This is a genomic window from Streptomyces sp. KL109B (assembly GCF_030766935.1).
Lineage (GTDB): Bacteria > Actinomycetota > Actinomycetes > Streptomycetales > Streptomycetaceae > Streptomyces.
In genome coordinates, this window is the sequence record NZ_JASERL010000003.1 from 116504 (window position 1) to 141269 (window position 24766).

Below are 24766 nucleotides of genomic sequence, written 5' to 3' on the forward strand. Positions count from 1 at the left end.
TACGGTGTCACCGGCGGCGCCGCCCGCCCCGGTCGTCCTCGTCCTCACGCCCACCGAGCAACTCGTCCGCGAGCGACGGCAGGTCGTCCAGCGGCGTCTCCTCCGCCCAGTCCGGGCGCGGCCGCTTCGGCCTGCCGTTCTCGTCGACCTGCGGCAGCTCCGCCGTACGGTCGTTGGAACCGTCCGGGCCCGACCCGGGCCGCTCGTCGCGGAAGTAGCCGCGCGGCAGCCGGTCCGCCGGGTCGGAGACCTGCGGAAGGACCGCCGTCTCGTCCGCCGCACCCGGCGCGGCCTGCGGCAGCACCGTCGTCTCCTCCGCGTCCCGCGGATCCGTCGCCTGCGGCAGCACCGTGGTCTCCTCGGCGTCGCTCGCCTGCGGCAGCACGGTCGTCTCCTCGGCGTCCGAGGAGCCACCCGAAAACGCATCCGCGGGCGCACCCGAAGACGCATCAGAAGGCGCATCCGAAGGGGCACCCGAAGACGCGTCCGAAGACGCGTCCGAAGGCTCGGGCGCCTTCGTGAAGTCGACGATCGGCGTCGGCACGGTCGTCTCGTTGTCCACCGGCGCCTCGTCCGAAGCCCGGCCCGACGACCGGTCCGACGCCCCGTCCGGCGCCTCGCTCGGCAGCTCCACCTTGCGCAGATTCGCGGTCGGCGCGCCCGCACTCCGCTGCGCCTGCTCGGCGGCCTGCGCCGCGAGGCGACGCGCCTCCTCCGCGCGCAGCAGCGCCTCCTCGGCCTTGCGCTGCTTCTCCAGGCGCCGCTCCTCGGCCTCGGCCCGAAGCCGCGCCTCCTCCTCGGCCTGCTTACGGAGGCGCTCCTGCTCGGCGGCGCGCGCCTCTTCCTCGGCCTTCAGGCGGGCCCGCTCCTCCTCGGCCCTGCGGCGCTCCTCCTCGGCGCGCTGCCGGGCCTCCTCGGCCTGCCGCTCGGCCTCCAGGCGCTGCGCCTCCTCCAGCTCGCGGCGCTTGCGCTCCTCCTCCTCGGCGCGCAGCTTGGCGAGCTGCTCCTGGCGCTCGCGCTCCAGGCGCTCCTCCTCCGCCTTGCGGGCGGCCTCTTCCTCGGCCTTGCGGCGCGCCTCTTCCTCGGCGGCCTTGCGGGCCTCCGCCTGCGCCTCGACCTCGGCCTCGGAGAGCGGAAGGAGTACGTCGAGCCGGTGCCGTACGACCGTCGTGACGGCCTCCGGCTCCTGGCCCGCGTCGACCACCAGGTAGCGGCCGGGGTCGCCCGCGGCCAGCGTCAGGAAACCGGAGCGCACGCGCGCGTGGAACTCCATCGGCTCCGACTCCAGCCGGTCCGGCGCCTCCGTGAACCGCTCGCGCGCGGCCTCCGGGTCGACGTCGAGCAGCACGGTCAGGTTCGGTACGAGGCCGCTCGTGGCCCACCGGTTGATGCGCGCGACCTCGGTCGGCGACAGGTCGCGGCCGGCGCCCTGGTAGGCGACGGACGAGTCGATGTACCGGTCGGAGATGACGACGGCGCCGCGTTCGAGCGCGGGCCGGACGACCGTGTCGACGTGCTCCGCGCGGTCGGCGGCGTACAGCAGCGCCTCGGCCCGGTGCGAAAGCCCGGCCGAAGACACGTCCAACAAGATGGACCGCAGCCGCTTGCCGACCGGCGTGGCACCCGGCTCGCGCGTGACGACCACCTCGTGGCCCTTGCCGCGGATCCACTCCGCGAGCGCCTCGGCCTGCGTCGACTTGCCCGCGCCGTCGCCGCCCTCCAGGGCGATGAAGAAGCCGGTCGCGGCCGGGGCCTGCACCGGGTCGTTCCCGCCGAGCAGCGCGTCCCGCAGGTCGTGCCGCAGCGGCACCCCGCTGCGGTCGTCGGCCTTGGCGAGGACGAGCGCGGCGACGGGCAGCAGCAGCGCGCCCACCAGCATCAGCGTGAACGCGGCGCCGCCGTGCGCGAAGACGAACTTTCCGCTCTCCAGGTGGTGCGGCCCGATCAGCGCGGCCAGGACCGGCGCGAGCAGCGCGCCGAGCGCGACACACAGCCGTACGACGGCCTGGAGGTGCTCGGTCGTGCGGGCCCTGCGGAAGTCCTCGGTCTCCTGGTCGAGCAGCGTGTGCCCGGTGTTCGCCGCGATGCCCGCGGTGACTCCGGAGAGCGTCAGGACGAGGATCACGGTCGTCACGTCGGGCACCAGGCCCGCCGCGAGCAGCGCGATCCCGGTGAGTGCGATGGCGAGCGCGAAGAGGCGGCGCCGCGACAGCGTCGGCAGCACCTTGGGCGCCGTACGGATGCCGACGACGGTGCCGCCGGTCACACCGAGCACGAGCAGGCCGAACGTGACCGGGCCACCGCCCAGGTCCTTGGCGTGCAGCACGGACACCGCGACGGCCGCCGAGATCGCCCCGGCGACGCAGGAGCAGGCGAGCACGAGCAGCCGGATGGCGCCCGTACGGCCCTTGTCCACACCCGCGCCGGTGCTGGGCCTGCGCAGCCCCTCCAGCGGCGAGCGCGCACGCGGGGTCTGCCGGTCGGGCAGTTCGAGGAAGAACACGACCGACAGGGAGGCGGCGAACAGCCCCGCCCCTACGTAGGACGACAGCGCCACCTGGTGCGAGGCGAACCAGTCCACGCCGGCGCCGATCAGGTTCTGCACCAGGGTGACGAAGACGAGCGCGGCGGCGCCCAGCGGCACGGCGGCGAACCCGGTGCGCAGCGAGAGCCGGCGCAGCGCGTCCATGTGGTCGGGCAGCGGCCGCACGGCCGCGCCCTCCGGCGGCGGCGGGGGCAGCAGCGAGGGCGCGGCGCTCTCCTTGGCGACGGTCCAGAACCGCTCGGCGACCCCGATGACGAACGCCGTCACGAGGAGCATCGCCAGCGCGTTGTCCGGCACCCAGTCGATCCACAGCGGGGCGACGATGAGCAGCGCGGCCCGCAGTCCGTCGGCGCCCACCATGGTCCAGCGCCGGTCGAGCGGCCCACCGGGCGTCGTCAGTGAGGTGAGCGGTCCGAGCAGGACCGCGCCGAAGAGCAGCGTCGCAAGGATGCGCGCGCCGAACACTGCGGCGACGGCGAAGGCCACGCCGCGGTAGCCACCGCCGAACGACTCCTCGGGGATCGCGGCCTGCACCGCGAGCACCACGAGTACGAGCAGCCCGATCACGTCGCCGACTCCGCCGACGAGCTGCGCCGACCACAGTCGCTTCAACTGCGGTACGCGCAACAGGGCGCGCACCGCACGCTCTCGGGAGTCCGCTACCAGGGCGTCGTCTGGGGCCGTGTTGGGGTCCGTTGGCTGCTCGGCACGGGTCATTCGTCCAGCCTATCGGGCCCCACCGACACACCGAAGGTGTGTTCCCGGTGTGAACACCTCCCCGCACGCATCACGGGGAGGCACACATTCCGCACGAGCGTGAACTACTCCGCCGAAGCGGTCTTCTTCGCGGTCGTCGTCTTCTTCGCGGTCGTCGTCTTCTTCGCCGCGGTCTTCTTCGCCGTGGTCGTCTTCTTGGCGGCCGTCTTCTTCGCCGCCGTCTTCTTCGCGGCGGTCTTCTTGGCGGGCGCCTTCTTGGCGGTCTTCTTCTTGGCGGGGCCCTTCGCCCGCTTCTCGGCGAGCAGTTCGAAGCCGCGCTCCGCCGTGATCTCCTCCACGGAGTCCGCGGACCGCAGCGTCGCGTTGGTCTCGCCATCGGTGACGTACGGGCCGAAGCGGCCGTCCTTCACCACGACGGGCTTCTCACTGACCGGGTCGGTGCCGAGCTCCTTCAGCGGCGGCTTGGCGGCCGCGCGGCCGCGCTGCTTCGGCTTGGAGTAGATCTCCAGGGCCTGCTCCAGCGTGATGCCGAAGATCTGGTCCTCGCTCTCCAGGGAGCGCGAGTCCGTGCCCTTCTTCAGGTACGGGCCGTACCGGCCGTTCTGCGCGGTGATGTCGACGCCCTCGGCGTCCTGGCCGACGACGCGCGGCAGCGACATCAGCTTGAGGGCGTCGGCCAGGGTCACCGTGTCGAGCGACATGGACTTGAAGAGCGAGGCCGTCCGCGGCTTCACCGCGTTCTTGCCGGTCTTCGGGGTGCCCTCGGGGAGCACCTCCGTGACGTACGGACCGTAGCGGCCGTCCTTGGCGATGATCTGGCGCCCCGTCTGCGGGTCGGCGCCCAGTTCGAAGTCGCCGCTCGGCTTGGCGAGCAGCTCCTCCGCGTACTCCACGGACAGCTCGTCGGGCGCCAGGTCCTCGGGGACGTCGGCGCGCTGGTGGTTCTCGGAGTCCCGCTCGCCGCGCTCGATGTACGGGCCGTAGCGGCCGACGCGCAGCACGATGTCGTTGCCCACGGGGAAGGACGAGACCTCGCGGGCGTCGATCGCGCCCAGGTCGGTCACGAGCTCCTTGAGGCCACCGAGGTGGTCCCCGTCGCCGTTCCCGGCGTCCGCGGCGCCGCCCTGGCCGGCCTCACCCTCGACGGCCTCACCGAAGTAGAAGCGCCGCAGCCACGGCACGGCCTGCGCCTCACCGCGCGCGATGCGGTCGAGGTCGTCCTCCATGGAGGCGGTGAAGCTGTAGTCGACGAGCCGGCCGAAGTGCTTCTCCAGCAGGTTGACGACGGCGAACGACAAGAAGGAGGGCACCAGGGCCGTCCCCTTCTTGAAGACGTAACCGCGGTCCAGGATGGTCCCGATGATGGACGCGTACGTAGACGGGCGGCCGATCTCGCGCTCTTCGAGCTCCTTGACGAGCGAGGCCTCGGTGTAGCGGGCGGGCGGCTTCGTGGCATGGCCGTCGACCGAGATCTCCTCGGCGGACAGCGAGTCCCCCTCGGCGACCTGCGGAAGGCGGCGCTCACGGTCGTCCAGCTCCGCGTTCGGGTCGTCGGCGCCCTCTACGTAGGCCTTCAGGAAGCCGTGGAAGGTGATCGTCTTGCCGGACGCGCTGAACTCGGCGTCGCGGCCGTCGGCGGAGGTGCCGCCGATCTTGACGGTCACGGAATTGCCGACGGCGTCCTTCATCTGGGAGGCGACGGTGCGCTTCCAGATCAGCTCGTACAGCTTGAACTGGTCGCCGGTCAGGCCGGTCTCGGCGGGCGTGCGGAAGCGGTCGCCCGACGGACGAATCGCCTCGTGCGCCTCCTGCGCGTTCTTGACCTTGCCGGCGTACGTACGCGGCTTGTCCGGCAGGTAGTCGCTGCCGTAGAGCTGCGTGACCTGCGAACGGGCGGCCGCGACGGCCGTGTCCGACAGGGTCGTGGAGTCCGTACGCATATAGGTGATGAAGCCGTTCTCGTACAGCTTCTGGGCGACCTGCATGGTCGCCTTCGCGCCGAAGCCCAGCTTGCGCGAGGCCTCCTGCTGCATCGTCGTCGTACGGAAGGGGGCGTACGGCGAGCGGCGGTACGGCTTGGACTCGACGGAGCGTACGGAGAACCGCGTGTCCTCAAGGGCGGCGGCGAGCGCGCGGGCGTTGGCCTCGTCCAGGTGCAGCGTGTTCGCCGAACCGGCCTTGAGCTGCCCGAGCGAGTCGAAGTCGCGGCCCTGCGCGATGCGCTTGCCGTCGACCGACGACAGGCGGGCGGTCAGCGAGGACGGGTCGGAGGAGTCGCCTGCGCGGCCCGTCGCGAACGTACCGGTCAGGTCCCAGTACTCGGCCGAGCGGAAGGCGATGCGCTCGCGCTCACGTTCGACGACAAGGCGGGTGGCGACGGACTGGACGCGGCCCGCCGACAGGCGCGGCATGACCTTCTTCCACAGGACGGGCGAGACCTCGTAGCCGTAGAGACGGTCGAGGATGCGGCGGGTCTCCTGGGCGTCGACCAGCTTCTTGTTCAGCTCGCGCGGGTTCGCGACGGCGGAGCGGATCGCGTCCTTGGTGATCTCGTGGAAGACCATCCGGTGGACCGGGATCTTCGGCTTGAGCACTTCCTGGAGGTGCCACGCGATGGCCTCGCCCTCGCGGTCCTCATCGGTGGCGAGGAAGAGTTCGTCGGACTCCTTGAGGAGGTCCTTGAGCTTCTTGACCTGCGCCTTCTTGTCGCTGTTCACGACATAGATGGGCTGGAAGTCGTGCTCGACGTCGACGCCGAGCCTGCGCACCTCGCCGGTGTACTTGTCCGGAACTTCGGCCGCGCCGTTGGGGAGGTCGCGGATGTGCCCGACGCTCGCTTCGACGACGTACCCAGGGCCGAGATAGCCCTTGATCGTCTTCGCCTTGGCGGGCGACTCGACGATGACGAGTCGGCGGCCGCCCTGTGCGGTCTCGCTGGTCGGGGACAACTTCGCTCTTCTCTCCGGTCGGCGGTTCGGGATCGTTCTGATGGTTCGCTGCTGGCTTGCTGCCGCGGGATCGTGCCGGTTTCGCGGCACTGCTGCGGAGTGTGACGGTACCTCCCGCCGGTGTGTCAAACGGGAAAAGCACGCAGCAGCCACTCGGAACGGTAACCCGACTCCTCGTGATCCTGCCCCCGGACCGGCGAGCGGACGCCTGGCCTCCGGGTACCCGGCCCGTACCCGCGCGGTGGCCGCGCCTTCACCCTGCGTACCGGGTTCCTGCCGGATTCCTGTGGCAAACGTCCCCATCGCGTAGCAGTCCCGTGCCCTCGGACACCCGTACCCATCGGCCCCTGACAGGATGGCGAGTGGCTGGGGGAAGCCTGCGGGTGAGCCTCCGGCTCGTCCCCAGAGCATCACCGATCCAGGAGCTTCCCGAATGTCCGACAGCAATCCATACGGCCAGCCCCCCAAGGACCAGTCGGGCGGGAACCCGTACGACCAGCCCCTCGCGGACCAGCCGACCCAGCCGGGCACCGGCAGCCCGTACGGCTACCCCCAGCAGGGCTCGCAGCCCGGCTACGGCACCCCTCCGCCGCCTCCCGGCCCGCCCGGCCAGCCCGGCCAGCCGCAGGGCCAGGGGCAGCCGCAGGACCAGCCCGGCTACGGCACGCCGCCTCCCGGACAGCCGCAGGGCCAGCCCGGTCAGCCCGGTCAGCCCAGCTACGGCTACCCCTACCCCGGCTCCGCCCCGGCCGGCGGCGGCGCCTACCCGCCTCCGCCGGGCCCCGGCATGGGCGCTCCGGGGATGGGCGGTCCGGGGATGGGCGGTCCGGGGATGGGTGCTCCCGGTATGGGCATGCCCTACGACCCGGCCGCGCCCTACGGCTACGACCCGTTCGGCCGCCCGTACTCGGACAAGACGAAGCTCGCCGCGGGCCTCCTCGGCATCTTCCTCGGCTTCTTCGGCGCGGGCCGCTTCTACACCGGGCACACCGGGATCGCCGTCGCCCAGCTCATCGTGTCGATCGTGACCTGCGGACTCGGCAGCGTCTGGGGCCTGATCGACGGCATCATGATGCTCGCCTCCGGCAACGGCACCGACGCGCAGGGCCGCATTCTCCGGGACTCCTGACCCGTGCCCCGCGCCGCGTCCCCCACGGCCCGCCTCAAGGCCGCGCTCGGCGCCCCGGCGGCGGCCCCGCTCGGGGTGCTCGCCGGGGGCACCGCGGCCGCGGCGTACCTGTACGGCACGAATCCGCACGAGCCGGGCCACTTCCTGCCCGGCTGCCCGTTCCGGTTCGCCACGGGGCTGCTCTGCCCGGCGTGCGGCGGGACGCGGATGGTCTACGACCTGATGCACGGCCAGTACGTCACCGCCTGGCACGACAACGCCGCCCTGCTGCTCGCCGCCCCCTTCGCCCTTGCCCTGCTGGGGCGTTGGGCGTACGAGGGGCTGCGCGGCCGCCGTTGGGCGCCACGGATCGGTGGGCGCGGGTCCACCGCGATCCTCACCGCGGCGGTGGCGTGGGCGGTGCTGCGCAACCTGGTCTGAACCCGGGCGCCAGGGCCCGACAGTGCCCAGATCTGGCCTAGATCTGGCCGAAACACCACACGGCGAGCGCCAGCGCCCCCGCCCCGGCCGCCCCCGCGAACACCGCCGCCACCACAGGGCGCTCGCTGTACGCGACCGGTTCCCGGTGCGCGGCGCGCGCACCGGTCCAGGTCAGCAGGCCCGCCCCGAACAACCCGAACACCGCGCCCGCGAACGCCGCAGGAACACTCTCCATCGCTCCGCCTCCCCGCTTTCGGAACCGCTTCCGATACCCAGCGGGTGACGCTGACACGGGCGGCCGAACCCGGGGTGAACTCCCGTACGCCACAAGGAGAATCCCGGTCGGCGAAGGCGGTTCGAGGGCGGTTCGAAGGCGGATCAGCCGACAGCCGCGCCCGGCTCCACGACCGGCTCCGGGGCCGGCTCCAGGAAGCCCTGCTCGACCAGCGTGCGGATCTGCGCGGGCGTCCGGTCGCGCAGCGACACCGGGTCCTCGCCCATGAGTTGGGCGATGGCGTCCAGGATCGTCCCGGCGCTCAGCGAGCCGTCGCAGACGCCCGCGAACCCGGCGCCGACCGTGTCCACCTTCGTCGCCCGGCGCATGCCGCGCCCCTGCCGCAGCACGACGTGCTCCGGGTCCTCGGCGCCCGGAAGACCGACCTGCTCCTGCACGACCTCCCCGGCCAGCGTGAAGTGCGCGCCGAGCAGCGCCGCGTCGTCGTGCGCGCGCAGCCAGTCGACGCGCTCGAAGTGCGCGCGCACGGCGTCGCCGAGCGGCTGCTCGACGGGGTGCGGCCACTCCTCGACGACGATCGACGGCTCGGCGGAACCGGTCCTGCGCAGCGTGATCCACCCAAAGCCCACGGCCCGCACCTTGCGCGCCTCGAACTCGTCGAGCCACGCGTCGTACCGGGCCGCGTACTCGGCCGGATCGCCCCGGTGGTCACCGGCGTCCCGCAGCCACAACTCGGCGTACTGCGCGACGTCCTGCACCTCGCGCTGCACGATCCAGGCGTCACAGCCGCGCGGCACCCAGGAGCGCAGCCGCTCGGTCCACTCCTCCCCCTCCACGTGCTGCCAGTTGGCGAGAAACTGTGCGTACCCCCCGTCGTTCAGGTGCTCCCCTGCCCCCTGAACGACCGAGCGGCACAGATCGTCCCCGCTCATCCCGCCGTCCCGGTAGGTGAGCCGCGCCCCCGGCGAGATCACGAACGGCGGGTTGGAGACGACCAGGTCGTACGTCTCGTCGCCCACGGGCTCGTACAGCGATCCTTCCCGCAGGTCGGCGCCCTGTACGCCGGACAGGGCAAGGGTCAGCGCGGTGATGCGCAGCGCGCGCGGGTTGAGGTCGGTCGCGGTGACCCGGGTGGCGTGCCGCGCCGCGTGCAGGGCCTGGATCCCGGATCCGGTGCCGAGGTCGAGGGCCGAGCCGACGGGCGTACGCACGGTGATCCCGGCGAGCGTCGTGGACGCCCCGCCGACCCCGAGCACGACGCCCTCCTGGCCGCTTCCGATGCCTCCGGCGCCACCGACCGCGCACCCGAGGTCGGACACGATGAACCAGTCCTCGCCCTCGGGCCCGCCATACGGCCGTACGTCGACGGTGGCCGCGACCTCGTCCGCCCCGACGGCCCGCAGCCAGCCGCTCTCCAGGCACGCGTCGAGCGGCAGCACTTCGGCGGCCCGCTCCCGCGGCGCCGGCTGCTGCAACAGGAACAGTCGTACGAGGGTCTCCAGGGGCCGCTCCCCCCGAGTGGCCCGCAGCGCGGGCACGGTCTCACTGCGCGCGAGCGCCGCGTAGGCGGAGGCCCCGAGCAGTTCGAGCAGCCCATCGGCGGTGAACTCGGCGGCAAGCAGGGCGTCACGCAGAGACTGAGCGACGTCGGAACGGTCTACGACAGGCAGGGGGGCGACTTCAGCACTCACCCCACCATTGTGACCCGCTCCTGCTGTGGGCAGGCGTTCCGCACGGCGGAACGGGTGGGCACAGCGCCCGGCGCAGGCCTCCGCAAACACAACGCCGCCCCCGGGTAGCGCAAAAAGCGCAACCCCGGGGGCAGCGAAACGAAACCCGAGACCTAGGACCCCGACGGCGTAGCGGAAGCGCTCTTGCAGCTCTCCTGCTTCGCCATCGCCTTGCCCACGTCCCCCTCCTCGAGGTTCTTGAGCGCGTCGCTGCCGTCCTGGCTCAGCGTGTCGAGCTGTCCTGCGATGTCCTTGAGACCGTCGGCGAACTTCGCCTGGTCGCCCGTGTCGAGCTTGTCGACCTTCTTCTTCAGGTCGGCGTACGACGTCGAGATCTTGTCGAGCTCCTTGACGGCGTTCTGCTGCTTCTTCTCGCCGCCGTCGGTGGGCGGGGCGCCCGCCTTGTCGACCGCGTCGCCGATCGCCTTGTACGCGTCGGACATGTCCTGGAACGCCTTCGAGTCGGTCTTCTGGACCTGCTCGGGTTCGCTGTTGTCCGAGGTCTCCTTCTGGATCGCGGTGTTCGCGGCCTCGATCTTCTTGGCCTGCGGCTGGACCTTGTCGCAGACCTGCTTGGCCCAGGAGTCCAGCTTTTCGCTGCTGTCGTCGCTGCAGCCCGACAACGCCAGTACCAGTACCGCACCGCCGGACAGTGCGGCAGCAAGCTTCTTGTTCACCGGATTGGTCCCTTCCATGGCTCTCGGCCCCGGAACTTACACGCCACGCACACGACAGTCTCACGCAGGGTGTCCTATACGACCACTTTATTGGCCTTTAACAGCCATTTGCACCAAGAGAGATAAGGCTCACGGAACCGCTCCGGACACACCAGTGGGCGGACAGCCCGTCAGGAGGCGCTGCCCGCCCACTCGTTGAGGTGCTCTCAGGTTACGTACGAGACGTCGACACGACAGCCGGATCCGCCTGCTCCGGCACCCGTCCGGCTCCGCCCGCGTCACCGTCGTCGTCCCCGCCGACCGCGATGCCGCGCCGCTTCGACATGTACACGGCACCGACGATCACGGCGAGCGCCACGACGGCGGCCGCGACCCGCACGCCCACGCTCGCGTCGTCGCCGTAGCTGAACTTCACGATCGCGGGCGCGATGAGCAGCGCCACGAGGTTCATCACCTTCAGCAGCGGGTTGATGGCCGGGCCCGCGGTGTCCTTGAACGGGTCGCCGACCGTGTCGCCGATGACGGTGGCCTCGTGCGCCACGCTGCCCTTGCCGCCGTGGTGCCCGTCCTCCACCAACTTCTTGGCGTTGTCCCACGCGCCGCCGGAGTTGGCGAGGAAGACGGCCATCAGCGTGCCCGTCCCGATCGCGCCCGCGAGATACGCCCCGAGCGCGCCGACGCCGAGCGTGAAGCCGACCGCGATGGGCGCCATCACGGCGAGCAGGCCGGGCGTGGCGAGCTCCCGCAGCGCGTCCTTCGTACAGATGTCGACGACGCGCCCGTACTCCGGCTTCTCCGTGTAGTCCATGATCCCGGGGTGCTCGCGGAACTGCCTGCGCACCTCGTAGACCACCGAACCCGCCGACCGCGATACGGCGTTGATGGCGAGCCCGGAGAAGAGGAACACCACCGCGGCTCCGGCGATGAGCCCCACCAGGTTGTTCGGCTGGGAGATGTCCATGACCAGGTTCATCGGCCCGCCGGAGCCGACCTTCTCGCCGACGTCGTGCGCCGCCGTGACGATCGCGTCCCGGTACGAGCCGAACAGCGCGGCAGCCGCGAGCACGGCGGTCGCGATGGCGATGCCCTTGGTGATGGCCTTGGTGGTGTTGCCGACGGCGTCCAGGTCGGTGAGCACCTGCGCGCCCGCGCCCTCGACGTCGCCGGACATCTCGGCGATGCCCTGAGCGTTGTCGGAGACCGGCCCGAAGGTGTCCATGGCGACGATGACGCCGACCGTGGTCAGCAGCCCGGTACCGGCCAGCGCGACCGCGAACAGGGCGAGCATGATCGACGTACCGCCGAGCAGGAACGCCCCGTACACGCCGAGCCCGATCAGCACCGCCGTGTAGACGGCCGATTCGAGGCCGATGGAGATGCCGGCGAGCACGACGGTCGCGGGGCCGGTCAGCGAGGTCTTGCCGATGTCCTTGACCGGACGCCGGGTCGTCTCGGTGAAGTACCCGGTCAGCTGCTGGATGAGGGCCGCGAGCACGATGCCGATCGCCACGGCGACCACCGCGAGGATCCGCGGATCGCCGTCCTTGCCGCTGATCGCCGTGTCCGTGACGCCGTCCAGATCCGCGTACGAGCCCGGCAGATAGGTGAAGACGGCGATGGCCACGAGCACGATCGAGATCACCGCGGAGATGAAGAAGCCGCGGTTGATGGCGCTCATGCCGCTGCGGTCCGCCCGGCGCGGCGCGACGGCGAAGATGCCGATCATCGCCGTGACGACACCGATCGCGGGCACGATCAGCGGGAACGCGAGCCCGGCGTCGCCGAAGGCCGCCTTGCCGAGGATCAGCGCGGCGACCAGCGTGACGGCGTACGACTCGAAGAGGTCGGCGGCCATTCCCGCGCAGTCTCCGACGTTGTCGCCCACGTTGTCGGCGATGGTCGCGGCATTGCGCGGATCGTCCTCCGGAATGCCCTGCTCGACCTTTCCGACCAGGTCGGCGCCGACGTCGGCGGCCTTGGTGAAGATGCCGCCTCCGACACGCATGAACATCGCGATCAGCGCGGCGCCGAGCCCGAAGCCCTCGAGGACCTTGGGCGCGTCGGCCGCGTAGACGAGCACGACACAGGAGGCGCCGAGCAGACCGAGTCCCACCGTGAACATGCCGACGACGCCGCCCGTACGGAAAGCGATCTTCATGGCGTGGTGCGAGACGGTGGTGAGATCCTTTTCCGGCTCGCCCTCCGCCGGTGTCGCTTCCCGCGCGGCGGCGGCGACGCGCACATTGCTGCGCACCGCGAGCCACATTCCGATATAGCCGGTGACGGCCGAGAACACCGCGCCGATCAAGAAGAAGATCGACCGGCCCGTGCGCTGATTCCAGTCGTCCGCCGGAAGCAGCATGAGCAGGAAGAACACCACGACGGCGAATACGCCGAGAGTTCGCAGTTGCCGGCCCAGATAGGCTTTCGCGCCTTCCTGGACCGCTCCCGCGATCTTCTTCATGGAGTCCGTTCCCTCACCGGCCGCGAGCACCTGGCGCACCAGGACCCCGGCGACGGCGAGCGCCGCGAGCGCGACGACCGCGATCACGACGACGATCAATCTGTTGTCGTCGGTCAGAACTGCGGCTGCGAACGTAGAAGGGGTACTCGATGTGGACAGCTCCGCCATTCGTCCTCCTTGACGCTTGGGCTGAGCTCAAGATGTGGACGGATTGTAGGGAGCGGGACCTGATCAAAACAGGGCGCGGCAAACGGAATTGTTTCCTACCCAGCAAATGTTCGGCGAACACAGATCAACTACAAGAAGGGGAATGCGTAATGCATTGAATGCATTAACGAGACCCCCTGATCTGAATTGATCTCGAAAAACCCGGGATGACCTCGGGATACACAACGGAGGCCCCGTTCACCAGTGGGTGAACGGGGCCTCGTAAAAGATCTCCGATTGCGCCGAGCGGAGCGTGTCGCGCTAGGGAAGCGTCGCCGGCAGGGTCGGCCAGCTCATCCGAATGAGACCGCCGTCCGTGTCCGCGGTGACCTCGACATCGTCCACGAGGCCACTGATGACGGCGAGACCCATCTCGTCCTCACCCTCGGCCTCCAGGTCGTCGGCTCCGCCTGCGCCGCCGGCCGCGGCCGACGAAGGCACCGTGCGCGGCGCCTCGTCCCCGACCTCGATGGAGAACTGCTTCTCCTCCTCGATCAGGGCGACCCGCACCGGCGCCGAGATGCCGCTGCTCTGGTGCAGCCCGACCGCGCGGCTGCAGGCCTCACCGACGGCGAGCCTGACCTCGTCGAGCACGGCCTCGTCCACGCCCGCCCTGCGCGCCACCGCGGCCGCCACCAGGCGGGCCGTGCGGACGTGCTCGGGCAGAGGGCTGAAGCGGAGTTCGACAGTGGCCATGCATCCCCCTCGGACAGACGGGCCCCACGGTGGTACGGCGCGCTCCGGTTGTACGGGCGTGCGCCCGGGGACCGGGTCGGCCTCGGCCGCCCGATCCCCTGATCTGTGCCGGTGTCGCCACCGGCATCGCCCGGATCAGTCGGTCGCCGCGACGGCTTCCTCGACCGAGGTGTGGATCGGGAACACCTTGGTCAGACCGGTGATACGGAAGATCTTGAGAATGCGCTCCTGGTTGCACACCAGGCGCAGCGAGCCCTCGTGGGCCCTCACACGCTTGAGACCGCCGACCAGCACGCCGAGCCCGGTGGAGTCGAGGAAGTCCACGCCCTCCATGTCGACGACAAGGTGGAAACTGCCGTCATTCACCAGCTCGACCAGCTGCTCGCGCAGCTTGGGCGCGGTATACACATCGATTTCGCCACCGACCTCGACGACCGTACGATCGCCGACGGTACGGGTCGACAGGGACAGGTCCACGGATCCTCCAGCACCTTGCTATCGAGCGGTCGCCCCTCGGGGACACCTCGGCTTGATCCCCCGGGACGGTTCGCCAGCCGCGATGGCATTCAATCACTTACCGGCAGGCGTGCACGACGCCTTGAGAGCATTGTCCGTCACGCCAGTGACACACTCGGTGCCGATGGCCAAGAATCACCGATCCGAACGACCCTCGGCGCCCGCCGCAGACCGCCCCTCGCCCGGTGCGGTCCTGGACCGGCTCGCCTCGGGTCCGAGCAGGGCTGCGCGCATCACCCATACGGAGCACTTGCCCTCTCGCCCGGGCCGTCATGCCGTCTGGCCCGATCGGATCCGGGCCGAGGTCATCGCGGCCGTGCAGGCCGCCGGAATCGCGCACCCCTGGGCCCATCAGGCACGCGCGGCGGAGCACGCCCTGGACGGCGATTCGGTGATCGTCGCCACCGGCACGGCTTCCGGGAAGTCCCTCGCCTATCTCGTCCCGGTCCTGTCGACACTGCTCGACGGATCCGAGGCGCCGAACGGGCGCGGCGCGACCACGCTCTACCTCTCCCCGACGAAGGCGCTCGCGGCGGACCAGTGCCGATCGGTGAAGGAACTTTCACAACCGCTCGGTACGGCCATCCGCCCGGCGGTCTACGACGGCGACACCCCGTTCGAGGAACGCGAATGGGTCCGCCAGTACGGAAACTACGTCCTCACCAACCCGGACATGCTGCACCGCGGCATCCTGCCCTCGCACCCGCGCTGGTCCTCCTTCCTCAAGGCGCTCAAGTACGTCGTGATCGACGAGTGCCACACATATCGCGGCGTCTTCGGCTCGCACGTGGCACAGATCGTGCGCCGGCTGCGCCGCATATGTGCCCGCTACGGCTCCGATCCCGTCTTCCTGCTCGCCTCCGCGACCTCGGCCGAACCGGCCGCCTCCGCCCGCCGGTTGACGGGTCTGCCGGTCGTCGAGGTCGCGGACGACGCCTCGCCGCGCGGCGAGCTGGTCTTCGCGCTCTGGGAGCCGCCGCTGACCGAGATGGAGGGCGAGAAGGGCGCGCCGGTGCGCAGGACCGCGACCGCGGAGACGGCGGACCTCCTGACCGACCTGGCCGTCCAGGGCGTGCGTTCGGTGGCTTTCGTACGGTCCCGGCGTGGCGCCGAGCTGATCTCCGTGATCGCCCAGGAGCGCCTCGCCGAGGTCGACCGCTCCCTCACCCGGCGGGTCGCGGCCTACCGCGGCGGCTATCTCTCCGAGGAACGCCGCGCCCTCGAAGCGGCCCTGCACTCCGGCGAACTCCTCGGCCTCGCCGCCACCACCGCCCTCGAACTCGGCATCGACGTCTCGGGGTTGGACGCCGTACTGATCTCCGGCTATCCCGGTACGCGGGCGTCGCTGTGGCAGCAGGCGGGCCGGGCCGGCCGCTCCGGCGAGGGCGCGCTCGCGGTCCTCGTCGCCCGCGACGACCCCCTGGACACCTATCTGGTCCACCACCCCGAGGCGCTCTTCGACCAGCCGGTCGAGTCGACGGTCCTCGACCCCGACAACCCGTACGTGCTGGCTCCGCACCTGTGCGCCGCCGCGGCGGAAATACCGCTCAAGGAGCCGGACTTGGAGCTGTTCGGCCCGGCGACGGCCGAGCTGCTGCCGCAACTGGAGGCCGCGAAGCTGCTGCGCCGCAGGACCGCCACGAAGGCCTGGCACTGGACGCGCCGCGAGTCCGCCGCGGACCTGGCCGACATCCGGGGCGAGGGCGGCGCCCCCGTGCAGGTCGTCGAGGTGGGCACGGGGCGGTTGCTGGGAACGGTCGACGCGGGCTCGGCCCACACGACGATCCACGACGGCGCGGTCCACCTCCATCAGGGGCGTACGTACGTGGTGAAGAAGCTGGACCTCGACGACAACGTCGCCCTCGTCGAGCTCGCGAACCCCACCTACTCCACGACCGCCCGCGACACGACCGCCATCTCCATCCTGGAGACCGACGTCGAAGTCCCTTGGGGCGAAGGCCGGTTGTGCTACGGCTCCGTGGAGGTCACGAACCAGGTCGTCGGCTATCTGCGGCGCCGCCTCATCACGGGTGAGGTGCTGGGCGAGACGAAGCTGGACCTCCCTCCTCGTACGCTGCGGACGCGGGCGGTGTGGTGGACGGTCACGGAGGACCAGTTGGACGCGGCCCGGGTCGGTCCTGAGATTCTGGGCGGGGCCCTGCACGCCGCCGAACACGCCTCCATCGGCCTGCTCCCCCTCTTCGCCACGTGCGACCGCTGGGACATCGGTGGCGTCTCGATCCCGCTCCATCCCGACACGCTCCTTCCCACGGTCTTCGTCTACGACGGCCACCCCGGCGGGGCGGGCTTCGCCGAACGGGCCTTCCACACGGCCCGCGAGTGGCTGGCCGCCACGCGTGAGGCGATCGCCTCCTGCGAGTGCGAGGCCGGGTGTCCGTCCTGCATCCAGTCCCCCAAGTGCGGCAACGGCAACGATCCGTTGCACAAGCGGGGGGCGGTGCGGTTGCTTTCGGTGTTGTTGAAGGAGGCGGCGGGGTAGGGCGGGCCCGTGCCGCAGGGCGGGCCCGTGCCGGCGGCCCGCACCGTGGCTGGGCCCCGGGGCTCCGCCCCGGACCCCGTTCCTCAAACGCCGGAGAGGCTCAAAGATGGCGCACCCGCTCGCGCCCGGACCTCCGACCGGAAGCCCGGCTCGCCCGCCGCCGCGGTCACCTCCGACACCTCCCCGTGCAGCACACACCGCACCACTCCCGCACCCTGCGCCCGCGCCACCCGCTCCGCCAGCGCGCACGCCCGCGTCCTCCCCTCCGTCCAGTGGTCCGCCGCGGCGAGCGCCGCGAGGTCCGCCGCCGCACCCGCCCGGTGGCGTGCCTCCACCGCCTGGCCCATGGCCAGCACCGCGCCGAACACCACGCCCACCGCGGCCATCGCCACGGCCACCCACACTGTCGCCGACCCTCGGTCCGACCGCGCCACGCGTCTCCTCATGTCCGCCCCACCGCCTCCTCCGCCGCCGCCACGGCCTGCGCCCCCAGGTCCACGCCGAGCGGCCCCGGCCCCACGGACCTGAACCGCACCGTCACCCGGACCAGGTCGCCCTCCCGGCCCACCGCGATCCGCGCCCCCTTCGGCGCGGCCTCCCGGGCCACGGCCACCGCCGCCCCCGTGGGCTCCTGCCGCGCCACCGCCCTGGCCCCGGCGCGCGCGGCGTCCACGCACCTGATCTGCGCCGACGCCGCGAGCACCGCCCAGATCAGCGCCATCGTGAACACCACGAGCACCGGCAGCGCCACGGCCGCCTCCGCCGTCACAAAGCCCCGATCGCGGCGGGACTCAGAACGACCCATGGAGCGCCTTCGCCACCAAGGACCGCAGCGCCGACTGCACCACGTCGCTCGTCACCACCTGGAACAGCACCCCGGCGAAGCCCACCGCCGCGATCAGCCCCACCGCGTACTCGGCGCTGACCATCCCGGCGTCCCGCCGCCCGGACCGCACCGCCCGCGCCCACCTCCTGACGCCTCCGCGCAGCCACCCGTACGTCCGCACCACACGCATACCGTTCATTTCGACTCCCTTCGACTCCCTTGAGAACAGCCCTTGTTCGCTTGCCAACCGCACCACCGGCACGGGTGCCGGTCACCTCCCTCCCAGCACTCCACTCCCGAGCCCGATCACCACCGGCACCACTCCGACCACCAGGAACGCGGGCAGGAAGCACAGCCCCACCGGCGCCGTGATCGTCACCGCCGCCCTGCGCGCCGCCGCCGTCGCCTGCCGCCCGCGCTCGGCCCGGCACTCCGCGGCGAACCGCGCCACGGGTGTCGCCGCCGGAGCCCCGGACTCGCCCGCCCGCTCCAACAGCCGCACCAACCCGCCGGCCCCGGGTACGGCCGCCAGCTCCCGCCACGCCACACCCAGTTCGCCCCCGAGCCGCACCTGGGCGGCGCCTCGCTCGAGCCCCCGCCCGGCGGGTCCGCCCAGCGCCTCGCCGACGGCCCGCGCCGCCTCCACAGGACCGGCCCCCGCCGCGAGACACGACGCCAACAAATCCGACGCCAACGGGAGTTGACGGACCGCGTCCGCTCTTCCGCCCGCACTCGCCGCTCCCGGTTCCCGATGCCGCCACCAGTGCCACACCCCGGCCCCGCACACCGCCCCGACCACGAGCCCGCCCACCCCACCGACCAACACGAACCCGGCCCCTACCGCCCCCGCGACCGGCCCCCACCGCCGCACCACGACCGGCAGCCCCACGGCCCGCCGCGCCGCCCCTTCACCGGCGATTCCCGGCACACCCAGCACAAGCCGCACCCGCCGCCGCGCCACCCGCTCGGCGCGCCGCGCCGCGATCTCCCGCACCAGCCACGCCACCGTCGCCGCGACGCACAGCACTACCCCCAGCCTGTGGACAACGTTCATCGCCTCTCACCCCTCCGCCCTTCGTACGATCCGCGCCGCCCACCACATCCCGGCGGCCTCCAGCACCCCGCCCACGACCAGGCACCCGACCCCCGGCCAGGTGTGCAGCAGCACCCGCAGCGGCCGTGCGCCCATCGCCGCCCCGAGCAGCAGCGCGAACACCGGCAGCCCCGCGAGCATCACCGTGGTCGACCACGGGCCCGCCAACTGGGCCCTGAAGTCCGACCGTTGATCCCGCTCCGCCCGCAGGGCGTCCCCCAGCCGTTCGAGGCCCGCCGCGAGTCCGGCGCCCCGGTCCACCGCCACTCGCCAGCACGCCGCGAGCCCGTTCAGCCCCGCGGCGCCCGGCTCCCGCGCCGCCGCGCCCAGGGCCCCGGGCACATCCCCGCCGAACCGGGCGGCCGCCACCACCGCCGCGCTCCCCGCACCGGTCAACGCCCCCGCCCCGCGCACCGCGACAACCAGCGCCTCCCCCGGCTGGCGCCCGGCCCGCACCTCACCGGCCACCAGCCCGCACAGCCGGATCACCGCCTCCTCGCGCCGCTCCTTTCCGCGCCGCGCCGCCCTGGCCCCGCGCAGCCGCCCCGCTCCGGGCACGGCGCACACCCCGAGCACGACCGGCAGCACCGAGGCGCCGGCGATCCCGACCACCAACCCGACGACCGCACACCACCATTCGGGCCGCGCCCGCACCCGCCCCCACCACCGCTCGCCCACACCAAGACACCCCGACACCACCCCGCCACGCGGCCCGACACCGAGCACCCTCCGAACCCGCCGCACCTCCAACTCCCGCTCCCACACCGCCCACATGGCCGCCACACCACCAAAGGCAGCCAGCACACCGGACCCGCCACCGCCCAGAACCCCATCCACGCCCACGCACCCCTCTCCACCGATTCCACCGATTCCCGATCGAGCCCCTGCGGCGATTGAGCAGCGGGGCCCGGGGCAGCGCCCCGCAACCGCAACCCCGCCCTCGCGCACGGGAAAAGCCACCGCTCCTCACCCCATGCGCACTCCCAAAAACCCCCCGAGCCGCGCCCACCCCACCCCCTCCACAAATCCCCGCTCGCCCCACTCCAGCGCCGGCACCGCCCGCACCCAGCCCTCCGGGTCCCGCTCCAGCACCTGGACCTGCGCGATCCGCCGCCGCCCGCCCCGGCCCCGTACGAGATGCAGCACCACGGAAACCGCCGCCGCCAACTGGCTGTGCAGCGCGGCCCGATCGAGCCCGGCCGCCGTCCCCAGCGCCTCGAGCCGCACCGGGACATCGCTCGCCGCGTTGGCGTGCACCGTCCCGCAGCCGCCCTCGTGCCCCGTGTTCAGGGCGGCGAGGAGCGACACGACCTCCGCGCCGCGCACCTCGCCCACCACGAGCCGGTCGGGCCGCATCCGCAGCGCCTGCCTGACCAGGTCGTCGAGGCCCACGACGCCCGCGCCCTCCTGGTTGGCGGGACGCGATTCGAGCCGTACGACGTGCGGATGGTCCGGCCTCAACTCGGCGGAGTCCTCGGCCAGAACGATCCGCTCCCGCGGCCCGACGAGCCCGAGCAGCGCGCTCAGGAGCGTCGTCTTGCCGCTGCCCGTACCGCCGCTGATCAGGAACGACAGGCGCGCGTCGAGCAGGGCCCGCAGCACCCGGTCACCGCCCGGCGGCACCGTCCCCGCCGCCACCAGCTCCGCCAGCGTGAAAGCCCGGGGCCGTACGACCCGCAGCGACAGGCACGTACAGGCCGCCGCGATCGGTGGCAGCACCGCGTGCAGCCGGGTCCCGTCGGGCAACCGGGCGTCCACCCAGGGCCGCGCGTCGTCCAGGCGCCGCCCCACGACGGCCGCGAGGCGCTGCGCCAACCTCCGTACATCCGCGGCGCTTTCGAAGGACACGGCGGCCCGCTCCAGGCCGTGGCCCCGGTCGACCCACACCTTGTCCGGCGCCGACACCAGGACATCCGTCACCGAGGGGTCGGCGAGCAGCGGCTCCAGCGGCCCGGCGCCCACCAGCTCCGAGCGCAACCGGCCCGCCGCGCCGAGCACTTCGGCGTCGCCGAGGATCCGGCCCTGCGCCCGCAGCGCCTCGGCCACGCGCGCGGGGGTCGGCTCCGACCCGTTCTCGGCGAGCCACTGCCGTACGCCGTCCAGCATGCGCGCCCCGACCACCGCGCCCCGCCCAGGCCGCGCGGCCACCCCCGCACGCCCAGCCACCTCGAACACCTCAGCCGCCCCATTCACCCCGTCCATCGCACCCACCCCGTCCGCCCTGTCCATCGCATCCATCTCCCCGATCACGTCCACCGCCCCCATCACGTCAACCGCCTCCATCGCGTCCACCGCCGCCACGCCATCCACCACCTCCGCCCGACTCACGCCACGCCCACCCGACTCACGCCGCATCCCCCTCCACCGCCGCCACCGGCATCCGCTCCCAGAACGCCCCGCAGAACCGCCCCAACGGACCGCCGTTCAACACCCCCGCGTCCACGGGCAGTTCACCGGCGAACGGCAGCCCGACCAGCCGCGCCACCTCCTCCGTCGCGAGGCCTCCCGCCCCGCGCGCGGGAGCCGTCACCACCCGCAGGTCCCGCAGCACCATCGCGGCGGCCCCCGCCATCCGGCGCGCCGCCGCCACGGCGCGCAGCTCCGGTGGCACCACGAGCAGCCCGAGGTCGAGCTGGGCCAGGGCCTCGACGGATCCGGCGTCCACCCGGCGCGGCAGGTCCACCACGACGGTCCCGCCCCTGCGCCGCCCCGCCGCGAGCACGGCCCGCACCGCCTCCGGCGGCACCGCCGCGAGGTCGCCGCGGTCCCAGCTGAGCACCCGCAGATCGTGCAGCCGGGGCAGCGACTCCTCCAGGGCCGTGCTGCCGAGCCGGCCCCGCGACTCCGCGAAGGCCGGCCAGCGCAGCCCTTCCGCCGCCTCGCCGCCGAGCAGCACATCGAGGCCGCCGCCGAGCGGATCCGCGTCGACCAGAAGCGTGCGCCGCCCCACCCGCGCGGACGCCACCGCGAGCGCGCAGGCCAGCGTGGAGGCCCCGGACCCGCCGCGGCCACCGAGCACCCCGACGGTCAGGGCGGGCCGCCCCACCCCTTCGGCGACATCGGCGATCCGGTCCATCAGCCACTGCTCGCCGTCCGGCAGGACCAGGACATGGTCGGCGCCGATCTCCACGGCCCGCCGCCACACCCCGGAATCGTCTTGATCACGACCAACCAAGATCACTCCACGGCGTCGGGACACCCCGGAAAGGCGCCGTGCCGCGTCGTCCCCGACCAGGACGAGAGGCGCCGATTCCCAGCCGCCCCAGCCCTCCGCGCACGCCGGCGCCCCGTGCCCGACCTCGGGCCGCACCCCCGCCGCCGCGCACAGGCGCAGCAGGTCATCGAGGAGTTCCACGTCCTCCGTCACGATCAGCGGGGCGCTCCGCATGTCCCGCGCGTCGCACGCGATGACTTCCGCCATGGTCCGATCCCCCTCTCGCCGCGCTCGCCCGCCCCTGCGGACGATCCGTTCCGCACGCGAAGTCGGCGGTGGCGAACGCGCCGAATACCGTCCGCCCGGCACAGCTCGGCCATAACAAACCGGCCATGAACACGGACCTGAACTTCGTGTGCGGAATCACCGTGCAGCGATCCCGGAAAACGTGGGGATCTTGGTCAATAACTGTGGACGCGAGAAGGCTTGTGAATATCCCGGTCACCCATACCAGTGACACCCTGAACTCGGCATGAATCTGCCCACAGAGCAGCCCGGCAGTCACGCAGCGTGATGGATCGACGGCGCACCGGCTGCGGCACACGAGCCCGCGAATCCCGCGGGGCGGGCCTGGGAAGGACATGAAAAAGGACCCGAAAACGGGTCCGGACATGCGACGACCCCCGCCGGGGGGGAGAGCGGGGGTCGTCCTCCACGGTCCGACTCGGGGGGGGAGGAGCCAGACCGGGTACGCACGGTCGCGAACGATCCGTGACTTCCATGGTGTACCCGAGAGCCTTCTCAAGCAAACCCACGCGCCCCAGCTTACGCCGAATGGTTGGCGCCTATGCTCGGCCTCGTGGAAAACCACTCCTTCTCTCACTCCACGCCCCGTACAGCGGCGTTCTTTGACCTGGACAAGACGGTCATCGCTAAGTCGAGCACACTCACCTTCAGCAAGTCGTTCTACCAAGGCGGGCTGATCAACCGGAGGGCCGTACTGCGCACCGCGTACGCCCAGTTCGTCTTCCTCGCCGGCGGCGCCGACCACGACCAGATGGAGCGGATGCGCGAGTACCTCTCGGCGCTGTGCCGCGGCTGGAACGTGCGACAGGTGAAGGAGATCGTCGCCGAGACGCTGCACGATCTGATCGACCCGATCATCTACGACGAGGCGGCGTCCCTCATCGAGGAGCACCACATCGCCGGGCGCGACGTCGTGATCGTCTCCACATCCGGCGCCGAGGTCGTCGAGCCGATCGGTGAACTCCTCGGCGCGGACCGGGTGGTCGCCACCCGCATGGTCGTGGGCGACGACGGCTGCTTCACGGGCGAGGTGGAGTACTACGCGTACGGGCCGACGAAGGCGGAGGCCATCAAGGAGCTGGCCCGCACCGAGGGATACGACCTCGCGCGCTGCTACGCGTACAGCGACTCGGCGACGGATCTGCCGATGCTCAGCTCCGTCGGGAACCCGCACGCCGTCAACCCGGACCGGGCGCTGCGCCGCGAGGCGCTCGCGCGCGAGTGGCCGATCCTCGATTTCCACAAGCCGGTCCGGCTCAAGCAGCGCCTGCCGCGTCTCTCCGCGCCCTCACGGCCCGCGCTGCTCGCCGCGGCCGGGGTCGGCGCGGCGGCCGTCACGGCGGGCATCGTCTGGTACGCGAGCCGGCGTCGTGCGACGTCAGGGGCGCTCTGAAGCGCCACCGGTTCGTCCTGTTTGAACCTAAAAGTAAAGAAGTGCGGCCAGGGCTTCCGCTTGCTCCGGGGGAGGAGTACAAAGGATTCAACGGCCCGCGAGACCAAGGACATCCGAGAGGAACGCCTTTAACCGCAATCAGGCCCCACGGACCGATGCATGAACACCGGGCACCCACGCGACGTCGACCCGTCGATTACGGGCCAGCCGCACCAGGTGACGGGCAAAGTTCCCGACCTGATGGGCAACACTTCGAGGACGCTTGGTAACCCAGTGGACATGCCAGCGGCGGTACGAATTCTCGTACCGCCGCACTTTTGGTTCCACGCGGTCTACGCGGCGCCCCGCTGCAGCGCCTCGCAGACGGCCGTCGACTCCCTGACGCCCAGCTCGACCGCCTTGCCGCAGTGGGTGATCCAGGCAGCCATGCCCTCCGGCGTACCGGATACGTAGCCGTCGAGGGCGGCCGCGTAGGCGGCGCGGCCGAGTTCGGCGTGGCCCAGCTCGGCCGGGCAGATGGACTTCGGGTCGAGGCCGCTGCCCACCAGGACGATGCGCGCGGCCGCGCGGGCGACCAGGCCGTTGTGCGAGGCGAAGGGGCGCAGGGCGAGCAGTTCGCCCTCCACGATGGCGGCGCTGACCAGGGCCGGCGCCGCGCTTCCGGCGATGACCAGCTGCGAGAGCCCCTCCAGGCGGCCCGCGACCTCGTCGGCGTCCGGCACCGGGAGTTCGATGAGCGGCTCGTCGACGGCTTCGCCCGCGAGCCGCGGCCGCCCCACCGCGTCGCCCTGGTCGGCCGCCGCGACCAGGTGCAGGCGCGCGAGCACCCGTAGGGGTGACTGCCGCCAGATGGACAGGAGTTGACCCGCCTCGGCGGTCAGGCGCAGGGCCGCGCCGACCGTGGGCGCCTCCTTGTCGCCGTCCGCCCCGCTGAAGTCGGTGCGCCTGCGCACCTCTTCGAGCGGCCAGTCGGCGCCGGAGAGCGCCGCACTGCCCCGCGCGCCACGCAGCGCGGCCTCGGACGTGACCTCGTTGCTGCGACGCCGCATGACCCGGTGCCCGTAGACCCGGTCCACGGCCTTGCGCACGGAGTCCACGGAATCGGCCACGCCCGGCAGGTCGGCCAGGGCGGCGAGGGGGTCGGCTGTCGTACTCATGAGTACGACCCTACGGGCCACGGCCTGCCGCCCCACGAAGGAGTGGTCTTCTT

General features: G+C 72.0%; 20 protein-coding genes. 4 read left to right on the forward strand and 16 right to left on the reverse strand.

What is annotated here, in order from left to right:
• Positions 1-7: 7 nt before the first annotated feature.
• Positions 8-3262 carry a dTMP kinase gene (gene tmk / locus RBJ65_RS11845; protein ID WP_306318545.1) on the reverse strand — a complete coding sequence of 1085 codons (3255 nt, stop codon included), beginning with the start codon at positions 3260-3262 and terminating at the stop codon, positions 8-10.
• A 104-nt stretch (positions 3263-3366) separates the two neighbouring features.
• Entirely contained in the window at positions 3367-6210 is a 2844-nt protein-coding gene (gene topA, locus RBJ65_RS11850) for a type I DNA topoisomerase (RefSeq protein WP_306318544.1), read from the reverse strand.
• 433 nt (positions 6211-6643) lie between these two features.
• Here topA and RBJ65_RS11855 point away from each other — a divergent pair, with 433 nt between their 5' ends.
• Positions 6644-7339 (forward strand): TM2 domain-containing protein, encoded by a 696-nt coding sequence (locus tag RBJ65_RS11855; RefSeq protein WP_306318543.1) that lies wholly within the window; start codon positions 6644-6646, stop codon positions 7337-7339.
• Positions 7340-7342: 3 nt separating this feature from the next.
• Positions 7343-7759 carry a DUF2752 domain-containing protein gene (locus RBJ65_RS11860; protein WP_306318542.1) on the forward strand — a complete coding sequence of 139 codons (417 nt, stop codon included), beginning with the start codon at positions 7343-7345 and terminating at the stop codon, positions 7757-7759.
• A 37-nt stretch (positions 7760-7796) separates the two neighbouring features.
• Here RBJ65_RS11860 and RBJ65_RS11865 read toward each other — a convergent pair whose 3' ends face one another.
• The 6 genes from RBJ65_RS11865 to bldG all read right to left on the reverse strand — a co-directional run bounded on the left by RBJ65_RS11865 (position 7797) and on the right by bldG (position 14245).
• Positions 7797-7994 carry a hypothetical protein gene (locus RBJ65_RS11865; RefSeq protein ID WP_306318541.1) on the reverse strand — a complete coding sequence of 66 codons (198 nt, stop codon included), beginning with the start codon at positions 7992-7994 and terminating at the stop codon, positions 7797-7799.
• Between the two features lie 143 nt (positions 7995-8137).
• Positions 8138-9685 (reverse strand): methyltransferase, encoded by a 1548-nt coding sequence (locus tag RBJ65_RS11870; protein WP_306318540.1) that lies wholly within the window; start codon positions 9683-9685, stop codon positions 8138-8140.
• A gap of 152 nt (positions 9686-9837) precedes the next feature.
• Complete coding sequence (locus RBJ65_RS11875; protein WP_306318539.1) at positions 9838-10419, reverse strand: small secreted protein; 582 nt, start codon at positions 10417-10419, stop codon at positions 9838-9840.
• A 193-nt stretch (positions 10420-10612) separates the two neighbouring features.
• Entirely contained in the window at positions 10613-13033 is a 2421-nt protein-coding gene (locus RBJ65_RS11880; protein WP_306318538.1) for a sodium-translocating pyrophosphatase, read from the reverse strand.
• Between the two features lie 300 nt (positions 13034-13333).
• Positions 13334-13768, reverse strand: coding sequence for an ATP-binding protein (locus RBJ65_RS11885; protein WP_306318537.1), 435 nt, complete (start codon positions 13766-13768; stop codon positions 13334-13336).
• Positions 13769-13903: 135 nt separating this feature from the next.
• The gene (bldG, locus tag RBJ65_RS11890; protein ID WP_003975386.1) at positions 13904-14245 is read right to left on the reverse strand and encodes an anti-sigma factor antagonist BldG; all 342 of its coding nucleotides are present in this window, start codon (positions 14243-14245) and stop codon (positions 13904-13906) included.
• An 82-nt stretch (positions 14246-14327) separates the two neighbouring features.
• On the opposite strand from bldG, the gene RBJ65_RS11895 reads away from it, so the two are divergent.
• Complete coding sequence (locus RBJ65_RS11895; protein ID WP_306318536.1) at positions 14328-16784, forward strand: DEAD/DEAH box helicase; 2457 nt, start codon at positions 14328-14330, stop codon at positions 16782-16784.
• Positions 16785-16867: 83 nt separating this feature from the next.
• Here RBJ65_RS11895 and RBJ65_RS11900 read toward each other — a convergent pair whose 3' ends face one another.
• The 7 genes from RBJ65_RS11900 to ssd form a co-directional block, all read right to left on the reverse strand.
• The gene (locus RBJ65_RS11900; protein ID WP_306318535.1) at positions 16868-17230 is read right to left on the reverse strand and encodes an Rv3654c family TadE-like protein; all 363 of its coding nucleotides are present in this window, start codon (positions 17228-17230) and stop codon (positions 16868-16870) included.
• The gene (locus RBJ65_RS11905) at positions 17227-17589 is read right to left on the reverse strand and encodes a TadE family type IV pilus minor pilin (RefSeq protein WP_306318533.1); all 363 of its coding nucleotides are present in this window, start codon (positions 17587-17589) and stop codon (positions 17227-17229) included. The genes RBJ65_RS11900 and RBJ65_RS11905 overlap by 4 nt, the downstream gene beginning before the upstream one ends.
• Complete coding sequence (locus RBJ65_RS11910; protein ID WP_306318532.1) at positions 17576-17809, reverse strand: DUF4244 domain-containing protein; 234 nt, start codon at positions 17807-17809, stop codon at positions 17576-17578. The genes RBJ65_RS11905 and RBJ65_RS11910 overlap by 14 nt, the downstream gene beginning before the upstream one ends.
• Positions 17810-17881: 72 nt before the next feature.
• Positions 17882-18664, reverse strand: coding sequence for a type II secretion system F family protein (locus RBJ65_RS11915; protein WP_306318531.1), 783 nt, complete (start codon positions 18662-18664; stop codon positions 17882-17884).
• 6 nt (positions 18665-18670) lie between these two features.
• Positions 18671-19546 (reverse strand): type II secretion system F family protein, encoded by an 876-nt coding sequence (locus RBJ65_RS11920; protein ID WP_372341244.1) that lies wholly within the window; start codon positions 19544-19546, stop codon positions 18671-18673.
• 123 nt (positions 19547-19669) lie between these two features.
• On the reverse strand, positions 19670-20809 hold the full coding sequence (locus tag RBJ65_RS11925) for a TadA family conjugal transfer-associated ATPase (RefSeq protein WP_306318646.1): 1140 nt from the start codon (positions 20807-20809) through the stop codon (positions 19670-19672).
• Positions 20810-21047: 238 nt separating this feature from the next.
• Positions 21048-22124 carry a septum site-determining protein Ssd gene (gene ssd, locus RBJ65_RS11930; protein WP_306318529.1) on the reverse strand — a complete coding sequence of 359 codons (1077 nt, stop codon included), beginning with the start codon at positions 22122-22124 and terminating at the stop codon, positions 21048-21050.
• 580 nt (positions 22125-22704) lie between these two features.
• Between ssd and RBJ65_RS11935 the strand changes: the two genes are divergently transcribed.
• A complete protein-coding gene (locus tag RBJ65_RS11935; RefSeq protein ID WP_306318528.1) occupies positions 22705-23556 on the forward strand; it encodes an HAD family phosphatase in 852 nt (283 codons plus the stop codon).
• Positions 23557-23888: 332 nt separating this feature from the next.
• Here the strand turns inward: RBJ65_RS11935 and RBJ65_RS11940 are convergent, their stop codons facing one another.
• Entirely contained in the window at positions 23889-24713 is an 825-nt protein-coding gene (locus tag RBJ65_RS11940; RefSeq protein ID WP_306318527.1) for an oxidoreductase, read from the reverse strand.
• Positions 24714-24766 lie beyond the last annotated feature (53 nt).